Raw genomic sequence first — 23,658 nt, forward strand, 5'->3', positions numbered from 1 at the left:
ACCATTGGGATATCAGTACACGGGAGCAAGAAATCAGGATTCGTAAGTATATGATCAGGATTTCCGTTACCCCGCTTCAAATATAAGGTTCTTGACCCGTTTTAAGACTCCCACCTTAAGCTTCTGAGGAAACTAAGAAGGTAGGTGGGAGATCACCTGCCCGTAAAGGTCCGATAAGTGCGACTAACCGTGAGAGGGGGATGTGGGAAAACCACCGCTGATGGAAGTCTTCTTTATACAAAGTAGCTGAAAAGCCATTCCCTATTTGGTGTAAGGGAATGGCTTGTTCCTTTCATTATATTAATTGTTCTTTTCAATTAACCCTTCTTCTTCAAGATAGTTCTGTGCGATTTTATAAGCACTTTTTCCTTCAACTGCTACTTGATAGTTCATCTCGCGCATCTGTTCATCGGTGATCTTTCCAGCAAGTTGATTAAGAATCGCTTCTAATTCCGGATACTTCTCTAATGTTTCACTCCTAAGTAAAGCAGCTCCTTGATATGGTGGGAATAATTCTTGGTCATCCTCTAGAACTTTAAGATTATATCTTCTCAATTCACTATCTGTTGAATAGGCGTCGATCAAATTGATTTCATTTTGCTCCATAGCTGTATACCTAAGTTTTGGCTCCATTGTTACGAGATTAGGAAATTCAAGATTATATTTTTCTTGAATCCCAACATAACCATCTTCACGGTCAGAAAATTCCAAAGTGAAACCTGCTTTCACGTCACCTTCTATACCATGTAAATCGGATATGGATTCAAGACTATGTTTTTCTGCGAATGGTGCAGAAACAGCTAGTGCATACGTATTGTTATATTGCATTGGTTCGAGTAAAGTAAAATCAAATTTCTCGAATAATCCATCTCGTGCTTGCTCATATACCTCTTGTTTATCATTACTTATCGGAGTTTCTTTTAAAAATTGTGTTACAATCGTTCCAGTGAACTCAGGGTATATATCAATTTCACCTGACTGTAAAGCGTTAAATAAGAAAGATGTTTTCCCAAGTCCAGGTTCTAATTTCACGTTTAAATCTGTTTCATCCTCAATTAATAATTTGTACATATTAATCAGAATTTCGGGTTCAGAACCTAATTTTCCGCCAATAACGATGCTTTCTTGGCTTCCCTTCAAGGCGTTAGGTGCGATGGAAATACCGGCAGCCAATATAACAATTACAAGAATCGATACCAGTAATTTTTTGTAAGAAAGTTTTTGCATTCCTCGTAACAACAAATCAAATATAATGGCCAATAGTGCAGCGGGAATAGCACCAAGAATAATAAGAGAAGAATCATTTCGGTCGATTCCTAGTAAAATAAGATCACCTAAACCACCTGCGCCTATTAATGCGGCAAGAGTAGCAGTACCAATTATTAACACCATTGCCGTACGAATTCCCGCCATAATGACTGGCATTGCAAGAGGTAACTCTACTTTCAACAATCTTCTCGGTGTGTTCATTCCCATTGCCATGGCCGCTTCGATTAAAGAAGAGTCCACTTCTTTTATTCCGGTATATGTATTACGTAGAATGGGAAGAAGTGCGTAAATAATAAGCGCAATGATAGCAGGAACCTTTCCAATACCGAATAATGGGATGAATAAACCTAATAATGCTAACGAAGGAATGGTTTGTAAAACAGCGGTAATTTCAATAATACTTTCAGCAATACGTGCTTTTTTTGTTAAGTAAATCCCCAATGGAATGGAAATAATGACAGCAAAGAATAACGCGATAAAAGATAGTTGAATATGTTCAAAAAGTGCTTGAATCAATTGATCTTGGCGGTTTTGGAATACATTTATGAAGTTAGACATGATTGTTTCCTCCCACCGGTACACTTTCAGAAAGATAATGGATGAGCATTTGTCTGTTGATATACCCAATCGCTTGTCCATTTTTTTCTACCCTAATTTGTTCGTGTTCAGATAAAAGCGTTAAAACTTCCTCAAGTGACGCATGGGCAGTTAATGATGGAGAAGACGACAGATTATTATGATGTGCAGGTTCCATCAGATCCTCTAAGCTGAAATCAGAATTCATCCATGATGCCCCACTTACAAAATCTCTAACAAAGTCATTGGAAGGGTGACTTATCAATTCTTCTGGAGTTGCCAATTGTACGATTTTCCCATCATTCATCAAACAAATTCGATCCGCTAATTTCATTGCTTCCTTCATGTCGTGCGTAACAAAAATTATTGTTTTCTTAATACTTTTTTGTAAATGAATGATATCATCTTGTAATTTCTCCCGGCTAAGTGGATCAAGTGCACTAAAGGGTTCGTCCATTAAAATGATTTCTGGATCAGCTGCTAGAGCGCGAATTACTCCAACTCTCTGCTGTTCCCCTCCAGATAGTTCACTCGGTTTACGATTTCGATATGTATCCGGGTCAAGCCCCACCATTTCTAATAGTTCCGTAACGCGGCGATAAATGTTATCTTTTTTCCATTTTTTTAATTCAGGGACAATCGCGATATTTTCCTCAATCGTCATATGAGGAAATAATGCAATTTGTTGTAAGACATAACCAATGTCCCAGCGAAGTTCGTGAATATTAAAATCACTTATTTTCCTTCCATTGACGAAAATCGTACCATCTGACAATGGAATGAGTCGATTCATCATTTTTAAAGTAGTCGTCTTACCACAACCACTGGGACCAATGAGAACAAAGAATTCTCCTTTGTTAATCGTAAAGTTTATCGAATCCACTGCTCTAGTCCCATCTTCATAAACTTTACTAACATTTTCAAATGTAATCATGTTGTATAAGCTCCTTCTATTTACTAATTCTTCTTTTCTAACTATATCTCTTTTTTCATCATGTTAAACCTATGGGATGATTAAAGGGGAGGCAGTAACATTTGGAATCATTAGACATATAATTCATATTAATACGAGTTGTAAACAATGAATTAATATTGGAGTTGAATAAAAATGGGAAGAGAATTTCTGCCGTTGTTTAATGAATGGGCAAATTCCTATGACGACACGATTAGTGGATCGGATAAGGAATATAGAACCGTATTCGAACGTTATGATGAAATATTGGAAGAAGTAGCCAATAAAGCAGAAGGGAATGTATTGGAGTTTGGAGTTGGGACAGGAAATTTATCTAAGAAAATCATGGAAAAGGGACAGGAACTGATTGGCATTGAGCCATCCGTAGCAATGCGGAAGATTGTAAAAGAAAAATATCCGTCTATACAAGTTTTTGATGGAGATTTTCTAGAATTTCCAACTATCCGCGAGACCGTTGATTCGATTGTAAGCACCTATGCTTTTCATCACTTAACAGATTTGGAAAAAGAAGATGCAATAAGAAAATATGCTTCCTTACTTCCTTCACATGGAAAAATTATTTTTGCGGATACTGTTTTTGAAACTGAAAAAGCAAAGGAAGACATGATAGAAGATGCAATGAAGAAAGAATATCACCGGTTAGCCAATGATTTGAAGAGCGAATATTATACAACGATTGAAGTATTGCGTCAGATTTTTAACCGAAATCACTTTGATGTAACATTTGAAAAAATGAATGACTTTGTCTGGCTATTCATTGCTACGAAGCATGATCAGGTAAGGGGGAAGTGACATGGCAGTTTATCACGCAATTAAAGAATTAATTGGTGAGACCCCATTATTAGAGCTTAGCCATTTTTCCTTACCTAAAGGGGTTAGGTTGTATGCTAAGTTAGAATTTTTTAACCCTGGAGGAAGTGTGAAAGATCGTCTCGGAATGGAATTAATAGAGGATGCATTCGAACGTGGTGTCGTGACAAAAGGCGGTACCATTATTGAACCAACCGCTGGAAATACTGGGATTGGCTTAGCCCTTGCAGCGAAAGAAAAAGGACTTCATATTATTTTTTGTGTACCGGAACATTTTAGTAGGGAAAAACAAATGATCATGAAAGCCCTCGGTGCAGAAATTGTCCATACACCACGAGATTTAGGGATGGTTGGTGCCATTGAGAAATCAAAGCAATTAGTACATGACATTCCAAACAGCTATTGTCCGCAACAATTTGCTAATCCCGCTAATCCAAAAGCATATTATAAAACCCTCGCACCGGAGATTTGGAATGATTTAAATGGAAAAGTAGATATTTTTGTTGCTGGTGCAGGTTCTGGCGGTACTTTTATGGGAGTTTCCCAGTATTTAAAAGAAAAGAATCCAGATGTGAAGACAGCTATTGTGGAACCCGAAGGATCAATCATTGCAGGAGGAAAGCCGGGACCACATGAAACAGAGGGAATTGGGATGGAATTTTTACCTGATTATATGGAACGGTCCTATTTAAATGCCATTCACACCATTTCGGATGAAGATGCTTTTCGGATGGTTAAAGAATTGGCTCAAAAAGAAGGACTGCTAGTCGGAAGTTCTTCTGGTGCTGCCATGGTAGCCGCGTTAAAAGAGGCAGAACAAGCAAAAGAGGGAACGAATATTGTAATAGTCTTTCCAGATGGTAGTGACAGATATCTAAGTAAAAATATTTATCGTATATAAGGGGAGAAAAGAAAATGAGAAATAGAACTAAAATGGTGCATGGTGGAATTACTTCGGATGAACAAACAGGTGCTGTATCTGTTCCAATTTATCAAGTAAGTACGTATAAACAGGATGCTGCTGGCAAACATCGCGGTTATGAATATTCACGAACAGGAAACCCGACAAGATATGCCCTTGAGGAAACAATTGCTAATTTAGAAAACGGGGTAGCCGGTTTTGCTTTTGGTTCTGGTATGGCAGCCATTACCACCGTCATGATGTTATTGGATGCAGAGGATCACGTTGTTATGACAGATGATATTTATGGTGGAACCTATCGTTTAATGACAAAGGTATTCAATCGTTTCAAATTGGACCATACGTATGTTGATACTAGTGTTCCAGAAAAGGTAGAAGCGGCTATTACCCCAAAAACGAGAGCATTGTATATTGAAACACCGACAAATCCATTGTTAAAAATCACTGACTTACAAAAGATGTCTGAAATCGCTAAGAAGCATGATCTTTTATTAATTGTGGATAATACATTCGCAACACCATACTGGCAACAACCTATTGACTTAGGTGCCAATATTGTTTTACACAGTGCAACGAAATATATTGGCGGACATAGTGATGTTGTAGCGGGATTAGTTGTTGTTGATTCCATTGAATTAGCGGAAAAAATGCATTTCATCCAGAATTCAGTTGGTGCGGTTTTAGGTCCACATGATTCTTGGCTATTAATGAGAGGGATCAAAACATTAGGACTGCGAATGGAAGCAATTGAGGAAAATACAAGGAGCATTGCAGCATTTCTACAATCACATCATAAAGTATCATCCATCCATTATCCAGGGCTCACCGACCATCGCGGTCACGATATTGCAAAACAACAATCTAGTGGTTTTGGCGGGATGATTTCCTTTGATGTTGGAAGCGGAGAATTAACAGATCAAGTGTTACAAAAGGTGAAATATTTTACACTTGCGGAGAGTCTAGGTGCGGTGGAAAGTCTCATATCCGTACCAGCAAAAATGACGCATGCTTCCATTCCAAAAGAAAGAAGAGAAGAGCTCGGAATTACAGATGGATTAATCCGCCTTTCTGTTGGAATAGAAGATAGTGAAGATTTAATAGAAGATTTAGAACAGGCGCTAGAATAGAGCTAGTGGGGACGGGATCCTTATCCCATGTCCCCACGACCCTAAAATAGTTATTGTATATTTAACTTTTTTTATATATAATAATTTATATTCATGCAATAAAATGTATAAAATTACATAAGTTAATATTGGAATAAATGAAAAAATTTACATGGAGGAGAAGTACATATGGAAAAAACAACGAGTTATGATTGGCAACATTTGGTGGACTCCATTGGGAATTATTTAGCACCGAGTATGGCAAAAGATCATCCCAATCTGCCTGTTGTGAAGGCTGAGGGGTGCTACTACTATGGTGCAGACGGAAAAACATATTTAGATTTTACTTCGGGAATTGCGGTGGAAAACGTTGGTCACCGCCATCCAAAAGTTGTAGAAGCGATAAAGGAAGCTGCGGATTCTTTAGTTCACGGTCCATCAGGCGTCATCATCTATGAATCTATTTTAAAACTAGCAGCGGAATTACAGGAAATTTTGCCATCTGGTTTAGATAACTTTTTCTTCGCAAATAGTGGAACGGAAGCGATTGAAGGATGTATTAAACTTGCAAAACATGTAACAAGAAGACCATATGTCCTATCATTTACCGGTAATTTTCATGGAAGATCAATTGGTGCACTAAGTGTAACAACGTCAAAAAGTAAATACCGTAAATACCAACAACCTTCTTGGTTAACGTATCAGTTGCCGTATGCATTACCAGAATATTTACCGGAAGGAGCGGATCCTGAAGAATTTTTTCCGGAAAAATTAGAAAAAGACGTGAAGTCGTTATTCAAACATCAAGTGGATCCAGAAGAAGTGGCATGTATGATTTTAGAACCTGTAATGGGGGAGGGAGGATATATTATTCCACCCAAATCATGGATGAAAAAATTGCGTGAGATTTGTGATCGGTATGGAATTTTACTTATTTTTGATGAGGTACAGACAGGTTTTGGCCGAACTGGAGAATGGTTTGCTGCCCAAACATTCGATGTCACTCCGGATATTATGGCAATTGCTAAAGGGATTGCAGCTGGATTACCGTTAAGTGCTACCGTTGCATCCAAAGAATTGATGCAACAATGGCCACTTGGCTCCCATGGGACAACCTTTGGCGGAAATCCAATTGCTTGTTCAGCAGCACTTGCATCCTTATCCGTCATGAAAGAAGAAAAATTACTTGATAACACGAAAGCAATGGGAGAATATGCATTATCTCAATTAAATAAACTGAAGGAAAAATACGATGCCGTAAAAGATGTTCGTGGTGTTGGATTAATGCTAGGGATTGAGCTTCAAAATGCGGAAACTAAGGAACCAGATGGGGATGCCGTGATGACGGTATTAAACAGCTGTTTAGAAAAAGGGGTTCTTTATTATCTATGTGGTAACTCGGGTGAGGTTATACGTATGTTACCACCTTTAACCGTAACAAAAGAACAAATCGATCAAGGTATCGAGTGGCTTGATGAGGCATTGGGAGAATTATAGAAAGCTAAACCTCCTATTTTAAAAAATAGACAAACAAGAAGGGGTTTTTCCATTGAGTGAAAGTTTGAAACAGGCGGATGAAGTACATAAGTTAGAAAAAAATGCTTCCATTGATAGAAAAGGATTAATGAAATTTGTCTTACCATCTTTATTTGGTGCGTTTATTTTTCTATTCCCAATCATTGATGGGGGTGCTTTTAACATCCCTTTAGGTATTATAACGGAATATTTTATTGATTTATTAGCGGCATTTTTACCTACAATCGTAACCATTGTTATTGTCGCTTCAACGGTAATGAGCTTGATTTCAGCAATATTTAAACCGTCCTTTATTCAAAAAAGCGAAACATTAACTTCATTATTTGATGTGAATATTTTCTGGACTATAACTCGAACGATTGGCGGTATTTTTGCCGTCATGACATTTTGGGGCTCAGGGTGGGAGGTTATTTATTCGGAAGGCACTGGACAGGTAATGTATGGCTTACTTACAAGTTTAATTGTCTGGTTTTTTGTCGCATCCTTTTTAATGCCGTATTTAATTAATTTTGGGATTATGGAGTTTTTCGGAACATTGTTTAGAGGGGTCATTAAGCCATTATTTACATTACCGGGACGTTCAGCCATTGACTTACTAGCTTCTTGGATAGGAAATGTTAATGTTGGGGTGGTAATTACTAGAGAACAATATGAAACGGGTTATTATACTGGTCGTGAGGCTGCAGCTATCGCTACGTGTTTCTCTACAGTATCTCTTCCATTCTGTTTAGTTATAGCGGGCATGCTTGGTGTCGACCACATGTTTCCGATTTTTTACTTAACGATTGTCATTGCTGGTGTGGTTAGTGCGGTAATCATGCCAAGAATACCACCCATTTCAAAAATACCAGATACGTATTATACGGAAAATCATTATGAAGAAAATGTACCTGAAAATGTATCTAAATTCCGTTGGGCAGTAGAACAAGCTGTGAAACGCGCAAAAGTTGCAGGAACGTTTAAAGATCAAATTAAACAAGGAAATGATATTTTTCTCGGTATTGCATTTGTCCTTATGCCACAAGTAATGGCGATTGGTACGATTGCTTTGATCATTGCTGAGTTTACTCCATTTTTTCAAATTATATCATCACCAATTATTCCAGTGCTAGAACTTATGGGACTACCAGAAGCAGCTGAGGCAGCACCAGCAACGATTGTTGGTTTTATTGACATGTTCCTTCCAGCCGTTTTAGCATCTGGTATTGAAGCGGAAATTACTAGATTTGTAATCGGAGCATTATCCCTTGTGCAAATTATTTATTTAACGGAAATGGGAACGTTGCTACTGATCTCTAAAGTCCCAGTTAAACTATGGCATTTACTTGTTATTTTCATAGAACGTACCGTAATTTCTTTACCAATTATTGTACTTATTGCTCATATGATTTATTGAGACGAGGGTTCCTTGTCCTAAAAAGAAGGAGTATTTATGTTTATTCAACAACTTATTAATAAGCTTGGATCAGATAAAGTTAATGTAGAGGATAGTGTTTTAATACAACATAGTCATGATGAATCACCACATGAATCGGTCAAACCCGATGTTGTTGTTTTCCCGGAAAACCGGCAAGATATTGAGGGTATCTTAGAAATTGCTCGATCACACGAAATACCGGTGACACCTTATGGAATTGGTAGTGGCCTGGAAGGAGCTTCTATTCCTATACATAAAGGCATTTCTGTTAATTTTAAAAATATGAAACAGATTATTGACTTCTCACCTGAGGATTTGACGGTAACGGTCCAACCAGGGGTTACTCGGGTGGAATTAAATCAATATTTGCAAGAATATGGTCTCATGTTTCCAATTGATCCAAATACCGATGCCTCCATTGGTGGAATGGTAGCGACGAATGCAAGTGGTACAACCGGTGTTCGTTATGGTGCGATGAAAGATCAAATTCTTGATTTAGAAGTAGTATTGGTAGACGGAACCGTGATTCATACCGGAACAAAGGCAAGAAAATCATCTTCTGGCTATCTTGTAACCAATTTATTTGTTGGTTCAGAGGGTACGTTAGGAGTTTTTACGGAAGTTACCCTGAAGCTTTACGGAATTCCTGAAGAAACGATTATGGCAAGATGTACATTTGATACATTGGAAATGTGTGCAAAGGCAGCCCAAGCTATTTCTTTAAAAGGTATTCCTATTTTGCGTTTAGAATTAATTGATCAAGAAAGTATCGAAGAAATCAATCGACAAAATGGTTATCATTTTCCAGAGAAGCATTCATTATTTTTGGAATTTGCAGGGAATAAACAAATAGTAAAGCAAGAAGTGGAGCATGTAAATCATTTACTCCATGAACTCGGATGTGAAAATTGGTCTGTGTCTAATGATCCCCGAGAGCAACAGGAGCTATGGAGAGCACGTAAAGAACTTTCTCTAGGCTTTGTTCAGGAAGGAATGGATGAAGTCGGTGCCGACGTTTGTGTTCCAGTATCCAAATTATCTGAATTATTGATCTATGCGCGCAAACTTATTCAGGACACAGGACTAAGAGGTGGTGTCTGGGGGCATGTTGGGGATGGAAACTTTCACACCCTCGTTCTTTTTGATCCAAATGTAGAAGGAGAACGAGAGCTTGCAGAATCAACGAATGAAGCTCTTGCTAAAAAGGCAATTGAGGTCGGCGGAACATGTACCGGTGAACACGGTGTTGGTATCGGGAAAATAAAATATCAAGAAATCGAACATGGTCCAGCTATTAAGGTGATGAAGGGTATAAAACAATTGTTGGATCCATATGGAATATTAAATCCAGGTAAACTATTCTAAAACGGGATTGCTTATGCTTTCCCGTTTTTCGCGTATATTTCCAAATTCCCTCTTCATAATAAAGAGAGGAAGGAGGGAGTATTATGGCGAAACGTACAAAGAAAAACGATCCACAGCAAAAGAATAAACAAGGATTTGATTCCAGCAAGCAGGATACAGAGTTTTCCAAGGAGTTCGGTAGTGGGAAGGCAAATCAAGCACATAAGGAAAAAGCAAAACAAGCTAGAGCGGATCATTGGGATATGTAGTGAGTTGTACAGGTTTCTCGTGCCACTTCGAGTGGGAGGGACTGTAGCTAATTCAACAAAAATCGAGTAATCTCTATACAGGAGATTACTCGATTTTGTTGATAAATAAGGCTTTAGGCCGTCTTCTGTTTCTTTGGTTGTATCATGTTGTCAAAACCTGCATATTTTTCCTGAATAGGAATATCGCACATTATCCTCCCTAACGAGTGATTTCATATGCAATGTAGCCACCAGCATGTACGATTACAACCTGACTATACATCGGCTGCATAAAAATGGTTTGCACTTAATCTATGCCACTTTTTACCTAGTTAGATCCGTTTGTATGGACTGTTGCCTCTATTAGGTATTTTTATTCATTTTCCGGAAATATAAGCAGATGTTCCCAATTATTACAAAAAAGTGAAAAATGTCGGTTGACTGTCGAAATATTGTTATTTAGGATTAACTAGGAAGAATAATATTTTTTATTAATAGGGAGGAGATGAGTGACATGGCAGGACAAATTCAAATGACGCCGGAGGAACTGATAAGAAAGGCAAAGACCTATGGTGACAGTTCTCAAATGATCCATGACATACTAACAAATTTAACTAACTTACAAGTTCAATTAGAAGCTGAATGGAAAGGTGCTGCTTTTGAGGGTTTTAATGCACAATTTAACGAGTTATCACCAAAAGTGCAAAATTTTTCAGAGTTATTAAAAGATATTGAGACACAATTACAGAAAACAGCTGAAGCAGTGGCTCAACAGGATCAAGCTTTGGCTCAGAACTTTGGTCTTAGATAAGGGACATTATTTTTAAGATCAAATTGGATTCTTAGTCCATACATCACTTATTTAGGGCTACACGACAGACGTTGTGTAGCTTTTTAATTCATTTTATCGATTATGTCAAACCCTGTTTTTCTTTCACTTATATGGACTAAATTACAGGGATTAAAGGATGATATTTAAATGAAAAAAACCTATATAAAATGGTTGTTATTCCTAGGATTAGCGCTCGTTCTTGCTGCAGGGCTGTCTTACTTGGCGGTGAATCCTGTCTCTGAGGTAAAGGATAGTCCGGACTCACAAGTCATGTCCATTGCTCTGGTGAACGAGGATAAGGGGGCAATATTTAACAGCAGTGAACTAGCCTTTGGGGATGCATTTGTCAGCAGTGTGGAGAAAAATAATGAACATGAATGGTATGTTGTCAGTCGTGGAGTAGCCGAGAGTGGGCTTGAGAATAATACATATGACATGATGATTGTTATTCCTAATGATTTTTCTGAGAAAGCATTATCCATTAATTCTGAAGCACCTGAACAAGTTGTCCTAAATTATAAAATAAATGCAACTGGTAATGAACATGTACAAGGTGAGGCGGAAAAGACAGCAAGTACCGTCTTAAATAATTTTAATCAACGTATTATTGATGTTTACTTTGCCAGCATTATTGGTAATCTGCAGGATGCCCAGGACAGTGTGGCACAAATCGTAAATAACAGTGCCAAGCACACCTATACATACCAAAATACGATCCAAAACCCGCTTTCTAACTATACCAATCAGTTTGAAACGGTAAAGGATAACACGCAAATTTCAAAGGATAGCTTTAGTGGCCTGGAAGATGTGCTTGCATCTTTTGAGGAAAGTCTGACAACGGAATGGGATATATCACAAGACTATCAATCTAGCGTTCGGCAAGCGGCTGAATTACAGCAGGCCAACAGCGGCTTAGCAATTGAATTTTATGATAGGTTACGCGGTCTACGTGAAGGCATCACAGGTAGGGAAGTGGAACAGCAGCTTAGTCAATTGGATGAAATGAATCAGTTGCTTCAAACCCAATTCGCCCAAGCAGATGAAAACAATGCAAGCCTCATGACTGGTACAAAAGAGCTAAATGTGCATTTTAAAGAGATGCTAGATGTCATAAATGAGACCGAAAAACGGGTAAATGAAAGATTAGATCCTGACGCATTGGATCAGAAGGCGAAAGAAACGATATCTGGCATGATGAATGATGTTTTTCCTGAGGATGAAACATTGAAAATCAGTATCCTATTAGAACAGCCAGATAAAAATGTGCGGGCAAATATCAACAATTTCATATCCGAACTGCCGTCTTTAGATGGAAGTGATTTTGAAGGAATTGGGTTACCGCAACATACGGTTAACGAGATTAAAAATGTGATTGCTGTAACGAAGAAATACAATCAAGATTTTGAATATGTCGCATCAAGCGGCGATATGGAATTAATATCGGATCAATTCAATAGCCTGAAGCGTCATTTAACCACTGAGGGTGTATCCGTGACAGATACGGTGAAAATTCCGGAAAATAAAAAGGCCGGGCAGACATTCATTTTAACGAACCTTCCTGAAAACTATCAGGTTACCAATTTATCTGTGAAACTTCCAGATCAAAAGACGATAAGCTCTAGCAATAAGGAAATAGAACTACCTGCCAATAAAGCTGGAGAATTCACGGTGAAAGCAACCTTTAAGCTAGATGGAAATGCTGATTCCCCGGATATTTTTGAGCCGATTAAATGGGGTTGGAAACTAGTACAGGAAGATACAACAGATGCAGAAAGTAAAATTGAGAAGATAGAAAAAGAAAAACAAAAAGGGAAATCCGAGGAAATTGCATCTAAACAAGTTTCTTATATTCCGCAAGTAGCCAATATGTCTTTTACACCTGTGAACCCATCAGAGGGAGAAGAGGAAGATACCAATAGCGACTCAGGTAATGAAACGGAAGGACAATCACCAGAGGAAGAACAGCAAGAACCGGAACCAACAGAAGAGAATGGTCAACCTGGCAATGAAGGTGAAAATGCTGAGTCAGAATACGACCAACCTGAAGACGAATCTGGTTCATCCGATCAACAGGAAGATAACTCAAACGGGAATCCCAATGATAGTGGCTCTGGTGATGGTCAAACAAATCTAGGACAACCTGGTCAAAATGAAGACCCTGAGTCATCTGGAAATGAAGAAGGCAACGATGAAGAAAATAATGGTGAAGGTACAGAAAAAAATGAGGAAGACAAAGAAGTTGAAATTGAAATAGTAGAAGTAATCAACAATACCATTCAACATCAAGTAATGTCAGAAGTAACGGATTTGGATAAGGTGACACAAGACTTAATCAAGAATGTGTCAAATACCATTAGTCCTTATCAAAAATTAGCTTCCCTTTATGAAAGTTATTTTGGCTTACATTTGAATGGAGATATATCTTCTGCAATAAATCAAGGGTCTCTACAAGAAATCGCAGGCGAAGATTCGTTGTACACTATTTTTAATAGAAAAGATATTAGTACACTGCTTGAAGATTATGTTGCAGGGAGAGCAATCGAGGCAGTGACAAGTGAAGTCCGCACCCCACTTGAAAATTGGCAAGCACAAATTGCTGCGTATCGCCAATTGGTTGAAACAGCGGATGACAATGCAAGTCAGCTGATAGAAAGAGTAGCAGCAACAAGGGAACAGGCTCAGGGACTTAATGAAGAACTTGCTAAAATGATCGCAAATGCTTCCGAACAGCGGGAACAAAGCCTGAAAATGGTTGAACAACAATCGGAAATTATGTTGGAGCAACAATCAGAAATTCAAGCAAATAAAAAAGAGGAACAAACTGCCGTGATGGCACTTTCACAAGATTTTCAGCCGCTCTTAATGACAAGTCAATCCCTTGCAGATCAGGCAAGCAGCAATCTTTATTCAGCTGAAACAGTTTACCAAACCTTTGATACGATTGATAAGCAGGCGACAGCGATTCAAGAAAGTGGCGTCGAACTGGTAGGTAATGCAGAGAATTTATCCGCTACTATGACGGATCAATTGATAAATGATCAGGAATTTGTCAATAATTTCACAGAAGTACTGGCAAATAGTCGAATTGGTGATCGTCCGAATGAAGATTTATATGATTTTCTTTCTAACCCAGTGCAGACACAAAGCCAGGGAGTTATTTCCACTGGTGATACATTTACACCGTATTTCGTTGTGTTAATCTGTTTCATTGTTGCATTATTTACAGCCTATGCTATTTCAACCATTAATCAAAAACGGATTCATGAAGATCAGTTTGAATCAGAAAGGTCTCTCGTCGGAGAAAACGCCTTGGTTACTGGAATTACCGGAGGCATTGGGGTGCTTGAAGGTCTCATCATTGGCCTTGTTTCCGGTTACTTCTTGAATTTCTCAAGTGGAGAATTCATCATGTGGACGGTTCTCATTGTCTTAGCTATGGCGAGCATGCTTTTTATTGTGACATATTTGTTAAGACAGTTGAAGATGGTTGGAATGTTTATCCTACTTACTATATTAAGCATGTACTTACTTTTAACAAGAGCACTTGGAAATGGTCTTGCCAGTATGGAGAGTTTACGCATGTATTCGCCACTGCAACATGTGGAAAGCTTTGTAGCAAACGTCATACAAGGAACAGCAAATAACATCATTGGCATTGTTGTATTTATCGGTATTACTGCCATCGGTGTGTTAGCGAATTTGCTTGTCCTACATCCTTCCCAAGGAAATGAGGGGGAAGATGATGAACAATTGGAAAAGGCTAATTAGTATCTTGCTTGGATGTTTTCTGCTGCTGCCAATTAGTTTAGCTTCAGCAGAGGACAGTTCAGAAAATAGTGGAGAGATGCAGTGGAAGATCGATCGAATTATTGAAAATGAATCAGGACATAACCAGCAAAATACGGAAACTGAATTGGAACAGGTCTTTCCTGATTTATTTAAAGAAGAGACAACACAGAAGATCGAGTCGACTCAAATCCAGCAGGAAACGGAACTAGATAACCTGGAACAAGCCTTGTTTGAAGGAGAAGTTGGTGAAAGCTCTGTTATAAAAGATACAAGGGAGTCCTTGTTCGAAACAACCTACACTGCACCAACCGTTGCGGCAGGTAATGATGAGGATGAAGATCAAAGCAGTCCTTGGTTGGATACAGCTCTGATCGCTGGCATGGCTGGTTTAGTATTCGTTGTGTTAGGTATTGTTTTTGTACTGATTCGAAAACTGGCAAATTAGGAGAATGACAGATGGCAGGCAACACACACATTAATGTTACAATGGATTTTAGCAGAAAGGGATACGGGGCAGCCTATGATTTACGTATCCCGGTGCAAATATCTGTTAAGCAGTTACTGTTAAATGTAATGGAAACTTTGCAGCTTGATGTACAAGATGGATCACGAGTAGCCATTAAAGTAATGACAAAAAATTTGCTAATTGCTGACGATGATCTATTGATGGACTACCCGGTGGCAGATGGCGATATTTTAACGGTTTTATAAGTCATCGATTGTAAAAACATGAATAGTGCATTTAACACTCACGTTAAATGCCTGTTCAAAAAGCTATCAAATGCCTTCCATTTGGTACCTTTTTGAGCACGATATGAAGAATGAAGCGCTTAAAGGAGTCAATAACAATGAAGGAAAAGACAATGGAGTTTGAAAACCTTACACTTCCTTTTGTCATCGAGGAGGATACTTGGCGACTGTCACTCGCAAAATCACAAACCCGTATAAAAGATATTCAGCAAATGCGGATCATGACCGAAACGAGCGATTCATTTGTACCGGTAAAAGTCGATGAGGAACAAGATCAATTTCGCTTTTTATTTCAGGTGGATCCTGAGATGAAGAAATGGAGTGACATCGATAAGCTGGCACGTAATGAAAAGCTGCGTTTGCTTTGCAATGTTGCCGAGCTGAAAAACTATTTATCTACAAGAATCACATTCTTCATCCATCCGGATAATCTCGTGTTTGATGCTAATCTAATGCCGAAAATTATTTATCGCGGAATTCGTGACTTACTCCCACCTTATCAGATGGATGAACAAAACTTTCACAAGCAATTACAGGCCTTTAGTATTGCACTTTTTTCCTGTAAATATAGCTATGATCAGCTTTATCATGGGTCACTCTCCAATGCGAATGATACAGAATTCGAACGTCAGGTCAGAGCAACTGCTGATCTAACCGAATTAAAGAAATATTTACAGGATAGTTACCGAGCAGAACAAAAGAAAACAGAGAAGGAAATGCAAGTTGTTCCGATGAAACGCTTCCGTCTGTTTAAGCGGCTGTCCATCATTATGATCGTTGTTTCCATTCTACTGGTGGTCCCACTTGCCTATATGTTGTTTGTTAGGATGCCATATCTGGATAACCTATTAGACGCTCAAGGTAAGTATCTGGCATCGGATTATAATGGGGTGATTACAACCCTTGAAGGAGAAGATCCGGAAAATTTACCAAATGCGGTGAAATATATTCTTGCTACTTCTTCCATTCAAGTGGAGAATTTAGCCGATAAGGAAAAAGAAGTGATCATGAAAAATGTTAGCTTAAAAAGCAATGAAGATTATTTACTGTATTGGATTTACAATGGCCGCGGGGAGTTTGAGGCATCCCTTGAGAAGGCAAAATATCTCGATGACCCGACATTGATAATGTATGGGCTTATAAAACAAATCGAACAAGCGAGAAACAATCCAGATTTAAGTGGAACCGAACGTGATGAAGAAATAACGGATTTACAAAACGAACTGGAAAAATACCGCGAAGAATACATCGAGACAGATGAAGAGCAGGAGGATAGTGATTCATCTGGAAAAGCCCAAAAAACGAACAATGAAGATGAAAATTAACAGCTTGTTTAAAACGATCTGTAGAGAGAGGTAGAAATACGTTGCAACAAACACTCTTCGTAAGTTTTAAAGATCAATTACATAAATGCCAGTTACCAGCAGACGTACCGAAAGAAATAACGATTGGTATAAATTGGTCAGATACATTAACGTTTACTGGACTGGATGAATCCATACACCTTAACTGGGATGGGCGTGCTTGTTTTTGGGGCGATGAGCCGGTTCATTTACAGGAACCGTTGACAATTAATCAAGAAAGTCCTGTCCATCTTTATGTGACCGATGCAACGGAAGAACATCTATTGGATACTGCTGGTAAGCAAATCATCACGGTTGGTGAGCAGACGTACGATGATATTCAAATAAAAGGGATCCCAGTTGATTTTGTTATCACACGAGATGATTTGGAGGATTCATTTCAGCTGGAAGTTTATCAAGGAAGTGTCTATCATAATTATTTCCTTGTAAATAAGCGGAAAGTCCTTGAAGCCGGGGATGAACTATTCTTCCATGGTGTCACCCTTTCTATTCACGAGGAAGCGACCTATATTTACCCATCTGGGAAGGATATCCATTCCAAATTAATGCCACTTGTTGAAGGGCAACATCCTTATTGGGAAGAATATCCGGATTATCATCGATCCCCACGGATTATTTACAGGGAGCCTGATGAGAAACAAACAATTGCGCAGCCAACCAATAAACCGGCAAAGCCAAGTGAGCAATTAGGACGGACGATCATCCCACCACTCGTTATGATTATTACATTTGTGATCATTACCATGATCCAGCCAAGAGGGATTTTCATTATCGTGATGCTTGCAATGACCGTAACGACGATTATTATATCGATCGTTTACTATGTGCGCAGTGTGAGAAAATATAAAGCCGATATGAAGCATCGGGATAAAAGTTATAAAGAATATCTGAAACGAAAAACAAAGGATTTATACATAAAAGCAGAGGAGCAGCGTCATGCCTTGGAATACCATTATCCAGATGTTACACAAATTCGGGAAATGGCGAAGAAGGTAGATGCTCGTGTTTATGAGAAAAGCAACTTCCACCATGATTTTCTACATTATCGTACGGGGCTCGGACCAGTGGACGCAAGCTTTGAAATTGATTTTAAAGAAGAAGAATTCACACTGGAAGAGGATGAACTCGTTGAACTGGCACAAAAGCTTCATTCCCAATATGAGAAATTAAACGATGTACCAGTTGTCACGTCGCTGATAAAGGGACCTGTCGGCTATATTGGTGGACGCCCTCTTGTGGTGGAGCAACTGCAATTAATGGTCATGCAACTGGCTTTATTTCACAGTTATTACGATGTGCAGTTTATTACGATTTTTCCGGAAGAAGAGAAGTCAGAATGGAACTGGATGCGCTGGCTACCCCACGCAAGATTACGAGATGTAAACGTAAGAGCATTTGTTTACCATGAAAGAACTCGTGATCAGGTATTGCATTCCTTGTATCAAATTTTAAAAGAGCGAAAACTTGTGTTGGACGAGAAAGAGAACCGAAATGAAAAAGTTTATTTCAGCCCACATTATGTTGTGCTGATTACAGACGAAAAGCTGATACTGGATCATACAATCATGGAATTCTTTAATGAGGACCCAACGGAAATGGGTGTTTCCCTTGTGTTTGTACAGGACGTGCTACAGTCGTTGCCAGAGCATGTGACAACAGTTATTGATATTCGTGACGCCAAAAACGGCAATATACTATTGGAAGAAGGGGAGCTTGTGAACCGAAGCTTTGTGCCTGATCACTTCCCTGAAAACTTCCAGAAAGAAGATGTTTCTCGTGCGTTGGCACCGCTCAACCATCTGCAGGGATTGAAGAACTCCATCCCGGAAAGTGTGACATTTTTAGAAATGTATGGGGTAGAGAAAGTAGAACAATTGGGCATCCAAGCGCGTTGGATGAAAAATGAAACCTATAAATCCCTTGCCGTCCCACTTGGCCTCAGGGGAAAAGAAGATCTTGTCCAATTAAATTTACATGAAAAAGCACATGGACCTCATGGATTGGTTGCAGGTACAACCGGCTCAGGGAAATCGGAAATCATTCAATCGTATATTCTGTCCCTTGCAGTCAATTTCCATCCCCATGAAGTAGCCTTTTTATTAATCGACTATAAAGGTGGCGGGATGGCAAACTTATTTAAAAACTTGCCGCATTTAGTGGGAGCGATCACGAACTTGGATAAGGCACAGTCAATGCGTGCCCTTGCCTCGATTAAAGCGGAACTACAAAAGCGTCAGCGTCTCTTTGGGGAACATGACGTGAACCATATTAATCAATACCAAAAACTGTATAAACAAGGAAAAGCAAAGGAACCGATGGCCCATTTATTCCTGATTTCCGATGAATTCGCGGAACTAAAATCCGAACAGCCAGATTTCATGAAAGAACTCGTTTCCACTGCCAGAATTGGTCGATCACTAGGAATTCACTTGATTTTGGCAACACAAAAACCAAGCGGGGTTGTGGATGACCAAATCTGGTCCAACTCGAAATTTAAACTGGCACTGAAAGTACAGAATGCTAGTGATTCCAATGAAATTTTGAAAACACCAGATGCGGCAGAAATCACCTTACCCGGACGAGCTTATTTGCAAGTAGGCAACAATGAAATCTATGAATTATTCCAAAGTGCCTTTAGTGGAGCGGACTATGTTCCGGAAAAAGAAGATCAGAACTTTGTGGACACAACCATTTATGCCATTAATGAACTTGGACAATATGATATTTTAACGGAAGACTTAAGCGGGTTGGATAAACGAGAAACCATTGAAAAAACACCAACAGAGCTAGATGCAGTGATTGATTATATCCAGGACTATACCGAAGAACAGCAAATTACACCAATACCAAGGCCATGGCTGTCACCACTTTCAGAGCGGATCTTTGCTCATGAACTGCATCCAGTCGATTTCAAAGAGGCTTGGCAGGAACCGAAGAAACCGCTGGAAGCAACCATTGGTCTGTTGGATCAACCGGAACTGCAAGCACAAACACCGCTTTCCCTTCATTTAACGAAAGACGGACATGTTGCTGTTTTCGCAAGTCCCGGGTATGGCAAATCCACCTTCTTGCAAACGATTGTTATGGATCTTGCCAGACAGCATCATCCCGAACATTTACATGTGTATCTATTAGATTTTGGAACAAATGGGTTATTGCCATTGAAAAACTTGCCACATGTTGCAGACACGATACTAGTTGATGAAACAGAGAAGATTGGCAAATGGATGCGTCTATTATCGAATGAAGTCAAGGAACGCAAGCAACGCTTAAGCAGGTTCGGTGTTGCTAATATGGAAATGTATGAAAAAGCAAGTGGAGAAACCGTACCGAACACGCTAATTGTCATTGATAATTATGATTCCGTCCGGGATAGTGACTTTGACGAAGATTTCACGAAAATCATCACTCAAATTGCGAGAGAAGGTGCAGGGCTTGGGATCCACTTAACTATTAGTGCAGGAAGACAAAGTGCGATGCGAATGCCTTTATTATCGAATATTAAACGTCAAATTGCTCTCTACTTGATTGAACAAACAGAAGCAAGAACGATTGTCGGCAGAACCGATATAGAAGTAGAAGAAATCCCTGGACGCGGGTTAATTAAGTTGGAGGAACCTGCATTATTCCAGACGATGTTACCGGCAGCAGGGGAAGAAGCACTAGCCATAATTGATGGGATTCAGGACACGGCTAAACAAATGGATGAATATTGGGACGGCGACCTTCCTGAGGAAATCCCGATGATGCCTGAGGGAGTGCTAGACTTTGAGAAATTTAAGCAAAACAGAAAAACGAAAGCCATGGCAGAAAAAGGATTATTGCCACTTGGCCTTGAATTTGAAGAAGTAACACCAATCGCCTTTCAGCCACAGGAACATGGTCACTTAACCGTTGTCAGTGACCGAAAAGACGGACTGGATAGAATGAACCAGGCATTATCCAAAAACATGACACTTATGAAAAACTATCAGACAATGATCATCGATACAGACGAACAAAAGCTTGCCAGTTTCAGCAGAGACGTGAATGCGTATATATCCGAAATAGACAGTGTGACCGCTGTAAAAGCGGATTTGCTGCAAGAAATAAATAACCGAAAAACAAATCAAGAGGGGTCGGGGCCATGGTTGGTGATGATTGCCGATTTCAAAGACTTCACCGAACGTAGCAACTTGGAAGAAGAAGAAATCGAGAAATTCTTAAATGACGGCGTAAAATCCGGCATCCACTTTATTCTATGTAGTGACTATAGTTATATTGGAATCAGTTATGAACGAATAGCAAAATATGCCAGAAGTCAGGCAACAGTAGGTTTAGTCAGCATGCGCTTGGGCGATCAAGATATATTCAAACAGCCTTTTATCAGGAATGAAAAGTATCCAAAAGCATATGAAGTTTATTTTGCAATGGATCATGATCATTTGAAAATTAAAATACCAGATTAGGAGGAGAGGATGAATGAGTACTTCATTGAGCCTATTAAACTCACAAAAGCGGAATGTGCAAATTGGAATTACAAATGCTAAAGGTAATATTTCTGCAGTAGAGGATAAAATTGCACGATTAGAAGCGGCTGTAGGGGAACTCCAGACAAGTATTGAGAAGCTGGAAACTACAAAAACATCTATTGACGATAGGTTAACCATTGGTGATAACAACTGGAGAGGTGAATCCAGAAAGACTTTTGAAGATCAATACAGTGAATATCAGGAATCTGTCAAAAGTTATGTTTCCAAAGCAGAAGATGCGAAAGAGACAATGGAACAAGAAATCACGCGTTACGAGGTCTCCAGAACGAACTATATAACTGGATTGAATAATCTTGAAAACACACTGACTTCATTAGAAAATCAAATTAGCAGAGCTGAAACAGAGAAGGGGTGATAAGCATGGAGATAAAAATTAATATGGATGAATTTCTGACAGTTACATCGTCGTTGAAATCTTCAACTGGAAATATATCAAGCAGTATGAAAACAAACCGAACATTGGAAATGACGAACATTAATCCATTCACAAAAGATTTGGAACAGACAATAACAGCCATTGAATTACTAGAAAAATATAAAGCCCTTCTTGAGTCAGATAATACAATTTTGAAAGATACAGGAGAAACGATGAAAGAGAATGATGAACAAATAGCTCAAGCAAATAACAATGCAATCGATTCACAGCCAATAAGCTAAAGATTAGGAGTGATGATAAATGGGAAACAAAGTGGATCTCTCAGAAGTTATTGAACTGTCAAATGACTTGAAATCCGCTTCGGAAGAAATAAAGGACAGTTTAACGAGTGTTGAAGATAGCATTGATAGTCTAATTTCCTTAAATTCGTTTTCAGGAGAAACTGCAACCGCGGCAAAAAATTATTATCAAGATCTTCATCAAACTGTTTTAACATCTTTCAAGGGACTGTTCACGGATCTTCATGAAAATTTAGAACTGCATATAAAAACCTTCCATTCAAAGGTAGATGAAAGCGAAACAGCATTGATAAAAAGTGATTATTTAAAGAACAAAGAAGAAGATATGAACGATGACTATAAAAAATTAGATGCTGCACAACAAACCGTAAGAGACATTATTAATAGTGTTGAAGATATCAGCAGTGCCACTGCACCATCAACTGCATCTATCGATACCGCTAAAAATGACGCAGTGGATACCTTAATAGAATTAGAGGAAAACTTGAATTCTTTCACGAGTGAAGGAGAAGATCAGATTTCTGATATAGACACCTTGCTGAGTAATATTGAGATGACGATCAATGATGCCGGAGCTGTTTCAGGAAGCGGAAGATTTATGGATTATACAGGAACCTCTATGACTCTAGGGTTGCCAATATTGAAGGCTTATAATGAAGAAAAGCAAAGGGAAGCGGAAGTCGAAAAGGCCAGGGAAGTCAAGGACGAGGCAATTAACGATATGGATGAAGATTCCCAAGAAGTATTAAATAAAGTTTATAATGACTTGAAAAATGGGGAGATTGATAAAGCTGAATTCTACGAGACTTTATCCGTTCTGCAAAAAGCAGAAAAAGATTATGAACTCGGAGTAATTGATGAGGCTGTTTATGATTCGATCAAAGGTATTTTAATTAATTCAGGATTTACTTCTAGTTTTACACAAAACTCAATTCAACAAGTAGTTAGTGATAAAATGTCAGAAGGCATCGCAACGAAAGTGCACCAATGGTTGCAACATAATACCTTCAAATTTGTTAATCGTGGTTTAGTAGCAGCACCTGTATATGGGAATGTTCAAACATTTACGGAACCACCTTCTAGTCTGACTAACGCAATACGCACGGGAGCAAGGCATGGTACTTCAATTGTAGGTACAGCAATTGATTTTGGGATTCAATTATATTCAGGCGAGAATGTGACGGATGCAGCAGTGAAAGCAGCAAGTCATACTGCTATCGGGTTAACTGGGGCGGAGATAGGAGGGGCAATAGGCTCCGTTATACCTGTAGGCGGAACAATCATTGGTGGTGCAATAGGATTCGGCCTTGCTGTTGGTGGCTCGATGGCATTTGATTGGTTCTACAATAATAAAGATAGAATTGCAAAAAACATCCAAGATATAGGAGAGAGTGTTGTTGATACAGTTAAGGATGCAGGTGAAAAAATAGGAGAAGCTGTTTCTGGGTTTTTCGGAAATTTAGGTTCTGTGTTTGGTTAAATCACTATTTTTAACGAGTTTTATGAGGAGAATTA

18 protein-coding genes are annotated in these 23,658 nt (G+C 38.9%); 16 read left to right on the forward strand and 2 right to left on the reverse strand.

Annotation, left to right across the window (positions count from 1 at the left end; all coding sequences use genetic code 11):
• Positions 1 to 300: 300 nt before the first annotated feature.
• Together ACFQ18_RS09900 and ACFQ18_RS09905 are read right to left on the reverse strand one after the other, a co-directional pair.
• Positions 301 to 1,827 carry an ABC transporter permease/substrate-binding protein gene (locus tag ACFQ18_RS09900; RefSeq protein ID WP_204798203.1) on the reverse strand — a complete coding sequence of 509 codons (1,527 nt, stop codon included), beginning with the start codon at positions 1,825 to 1,827 and terminating at the stop codon, positions 301 to 303.
• On the reverse strand, positions 1,820 to 2,779 hold the full coding sequence (locus tag ACFQ18_RS09905; protein WP_060667846.1) for an ABC transporter ATP-binding protein: 960 nt from the start codon (positions 2,777 to 2,779) through the stop codon (positions 1,820 to 1,822). Before ACFQ18_RS09905 ends, ACFQ18_RS09900 begins: the two co-directional genes overlap by 8 nt.
• A gap of 174 nt (positions 2,780 to 2,953) precedes the next feature.
• Between ACFQ18_RS09905 and ACFQ18_RS09910 the strand changes: the two genes are divergently transcribed.
• The 16 genes from ACFQ18_RS09910 (at position 2,954) to ACFQ18_RS09985 (ending at position 23,623) form a co-directional block, all read left to right on the forward strand.
• Positions 2,954 to 3,610 carry a class I SAM-dependent DNA methyltransferase gene (locus ACFQ18_RS09910; protein ID WP_047183997.1) on the forward strand — a complete coding sequence of 219 codons (657 nt, stop codon included), beginning with the start codon at positions 2,954 to 2,956 and terminating at the stop codon, positions 3,608 to 3,610.
• A 1-nt stretch (position 3,611) separates the two neighbouring features.
• Complete coding sequence (locus tag ACFQ18_RS09915; protein WP_047183998.1) at positions 3,612 to 4,529, forward strand: PLP-dependent cysteine synthase family protein; 918 nt, start codon at positions 3,612 to 3,614, stop codon at positions 4,527 to 4,529.
• A 14-nt stretch (positions 4,530 to 4,543) separates the two neighbouring features.
• Entirely contained in the window at positions 4,544 to 5,677 is a 1,134-nt protein-coding gene (locus ACFQ18_RS09920) for a bifunctional cystathionine gamma-lyase/homocysteine desulfhydrase (RefSeq protein ID WP_060667848.1), read from the forward strand.
• Between the two features lie 168 nt (positions 5,678 to 5,845).
• Complete coding sequence (locus tag ACFQ18_RS09925; RefSeq protein WP_204798204.1) at positions 5,846 to 7,153, forward strand: aspartate aminotransferase family protein; 1,308 nt, start codon at positions 5,846 to 5,848, stop codon at positions 7,151 to 7,153.
• 52 nt (positions 7,154 to 7,205) lie between these two features.
• On the forward strand, positions 7,206 to 8,588 hold the full coding sequence (locus ACFQ18_RS09930; protein WP_244986949.1) for a YjiH family protein: 1,383 nt from the start codon (positions 7,206 to 7,208) through the stop codon (positions 8,586 to 8,588).
• Between the two features lie 36 nt (positions 8,589 to 8,624).
• Positions 8,625 to 9,974, forward strand: a complete 1,350-nt coding sequence (locus tag ACFQ18_RS09935) for an FAD-binding oxidoreductase (RefSeq protein WP_047184001.1) — start codon at positions 8,625 to 8,627, stop codon at positions 9,972 to 9,974.
• A gap of 83 nt (positions 9,975 to 10,057) precedes the next feature.
• Complete coding sequence (locus tag ACFQ18_RS09940; RefSeq protein WP_204798205.1) at positions 10,058 to 10,222, forward strand: hypothetical protein; 165 nt, start codon at positions 10,058 to 10,060, stop codon at positions 10,220 to 10,222.
• Between the two features lie 493 nt (positions 10,223 to 10,715).
• Complete coding sequence (locus tag ACFQ18_RS09945) at positions 10,716 to 11,012, forward strand: WXG100 family type VII secretion target (protein WP_204798206.1); 297 nt, start codon at positions 10,716 to 10,718, stop codon at positions 11,010 to 11,012.
• Between the two features lie 168 nt (positions 11,013 to 11,180).
• The gene (gene esaA, locus ACFQ18_RS09950) at positions 11,181 to 14,801 is read left to right on the forward strand and encodes a type VII secretion protein EsaA (RefSeq protein ID WP_204798207.1); all 3,621 of its coding nucleotides are present in this window, start codon (positions 11,181 to 11,183) and stop codon (positions 14,799 to 14,801) included.
• The gene (gene essA, locus ACFQ18_RS09955) at positions 14,776 to 15,267 is read left to right on the forward strand and encodes a type VII secretion protein EssA (RefSeq protein WP_204798208.1); all 492 of its coding nucleotides are present in this window, start codon (positions 14,776 to 14,778) and stop codon (positions 15,265 to 15,267) included. Before esaA ends, essA begins: the two co-directional genes overlap by 26 nt.
• 11 nt (positions 15,268 to 15,278) lie before the next feature.
• Positions 15,279 to 15,533, forward strand: a complete 255-nt coding sequence (locus ACFQ18_RS09960) for an EsaB/YukD family protein (protein WP_204798209.1) — start codon at positions 15,279 to 15,281, stop codon at positions 15,531 to 15,533.
• 137 nt (positions 15,534 to 15,670) lie between these two features.
• The gene (essB, locus tag ACFQ18_RS09965; protein ID WP_204798210.1) at positions 15,671 to 16,897 is read left to right on the forward strand and encodes a type VII secretion protein EssB; all 1,227 of its coding nucleotides are present in this window, start codon (positions 15,671 to 15,673) and stop codon (positions 16,895 to 16,897) included.
• Positions 16,898 to 16,938: 41 nt separating this feature from the next.
• Positions 16,939 to 21,384: a type VII secretion protein EssC gene (essC, locus tag ACFQ18_RS09970; protein WP_204798211.1), complete on the forward strand. Its 4,446-nt coding sequence runs from the start codon at positions 16,939 to 16,941 to the stop codon at positions 21,382 to 21,384.
• A gap of 13 nt (positions 21,385 to 21,397) precedes the next feature.
• Positions 21,398 to 21,823, forward strand: a complete 426-nt coding sequence (locus ACFQ18_RS09975) for a YwqH-like family protein (RefSeq protein ID WP_204798212.1) — start codon at positions 21,398 to 21,400, stop codon at positions 21,821 to 21,823.
• Between the two features lie 5 nt (positions 21,824 to 21,828).
• Positions 21,829 to 22,125 carry a TIGR04197 family type VII secretion effector gene (locus tag ACFQ18_RS09980; protein ID WP_204798213.1) on the forward strand — a complete coding sequence of 99 codons (297 nt, stop codon included), beginning with the start codon at positions 21,829 to 21,831 and terminating at the stop codon, positions 22,123 to 22,125.
• A gap of 19 nt (positions 22,126 to 22,144) precedes the next feature.
• Positions 22,145 to 23,623: a T7SS effector LXG polymorphic toxin gene (locus ACFQ18_RS09985; RefSeq protein WP_204798214.1), complete on the forward strand. Its 1,479-nt coding sequence runs from the start codon at positions 22,145 to 22,147 to the stop codon at positions 23,621 to 23,623.
• The last annotated feature ends 35 nt before the right edge of the window (positions 23,624 to 23,658 follow it).

Source organism: Oceanobacillus caeni (genome assembly GCF_042678465.1).
Classification (GTDB): Bacteria; Bacillota; Bacilli; order Bacillales; family Amphibacillaceae; genus Oceanobacillus; species Oceanobacillus caeni.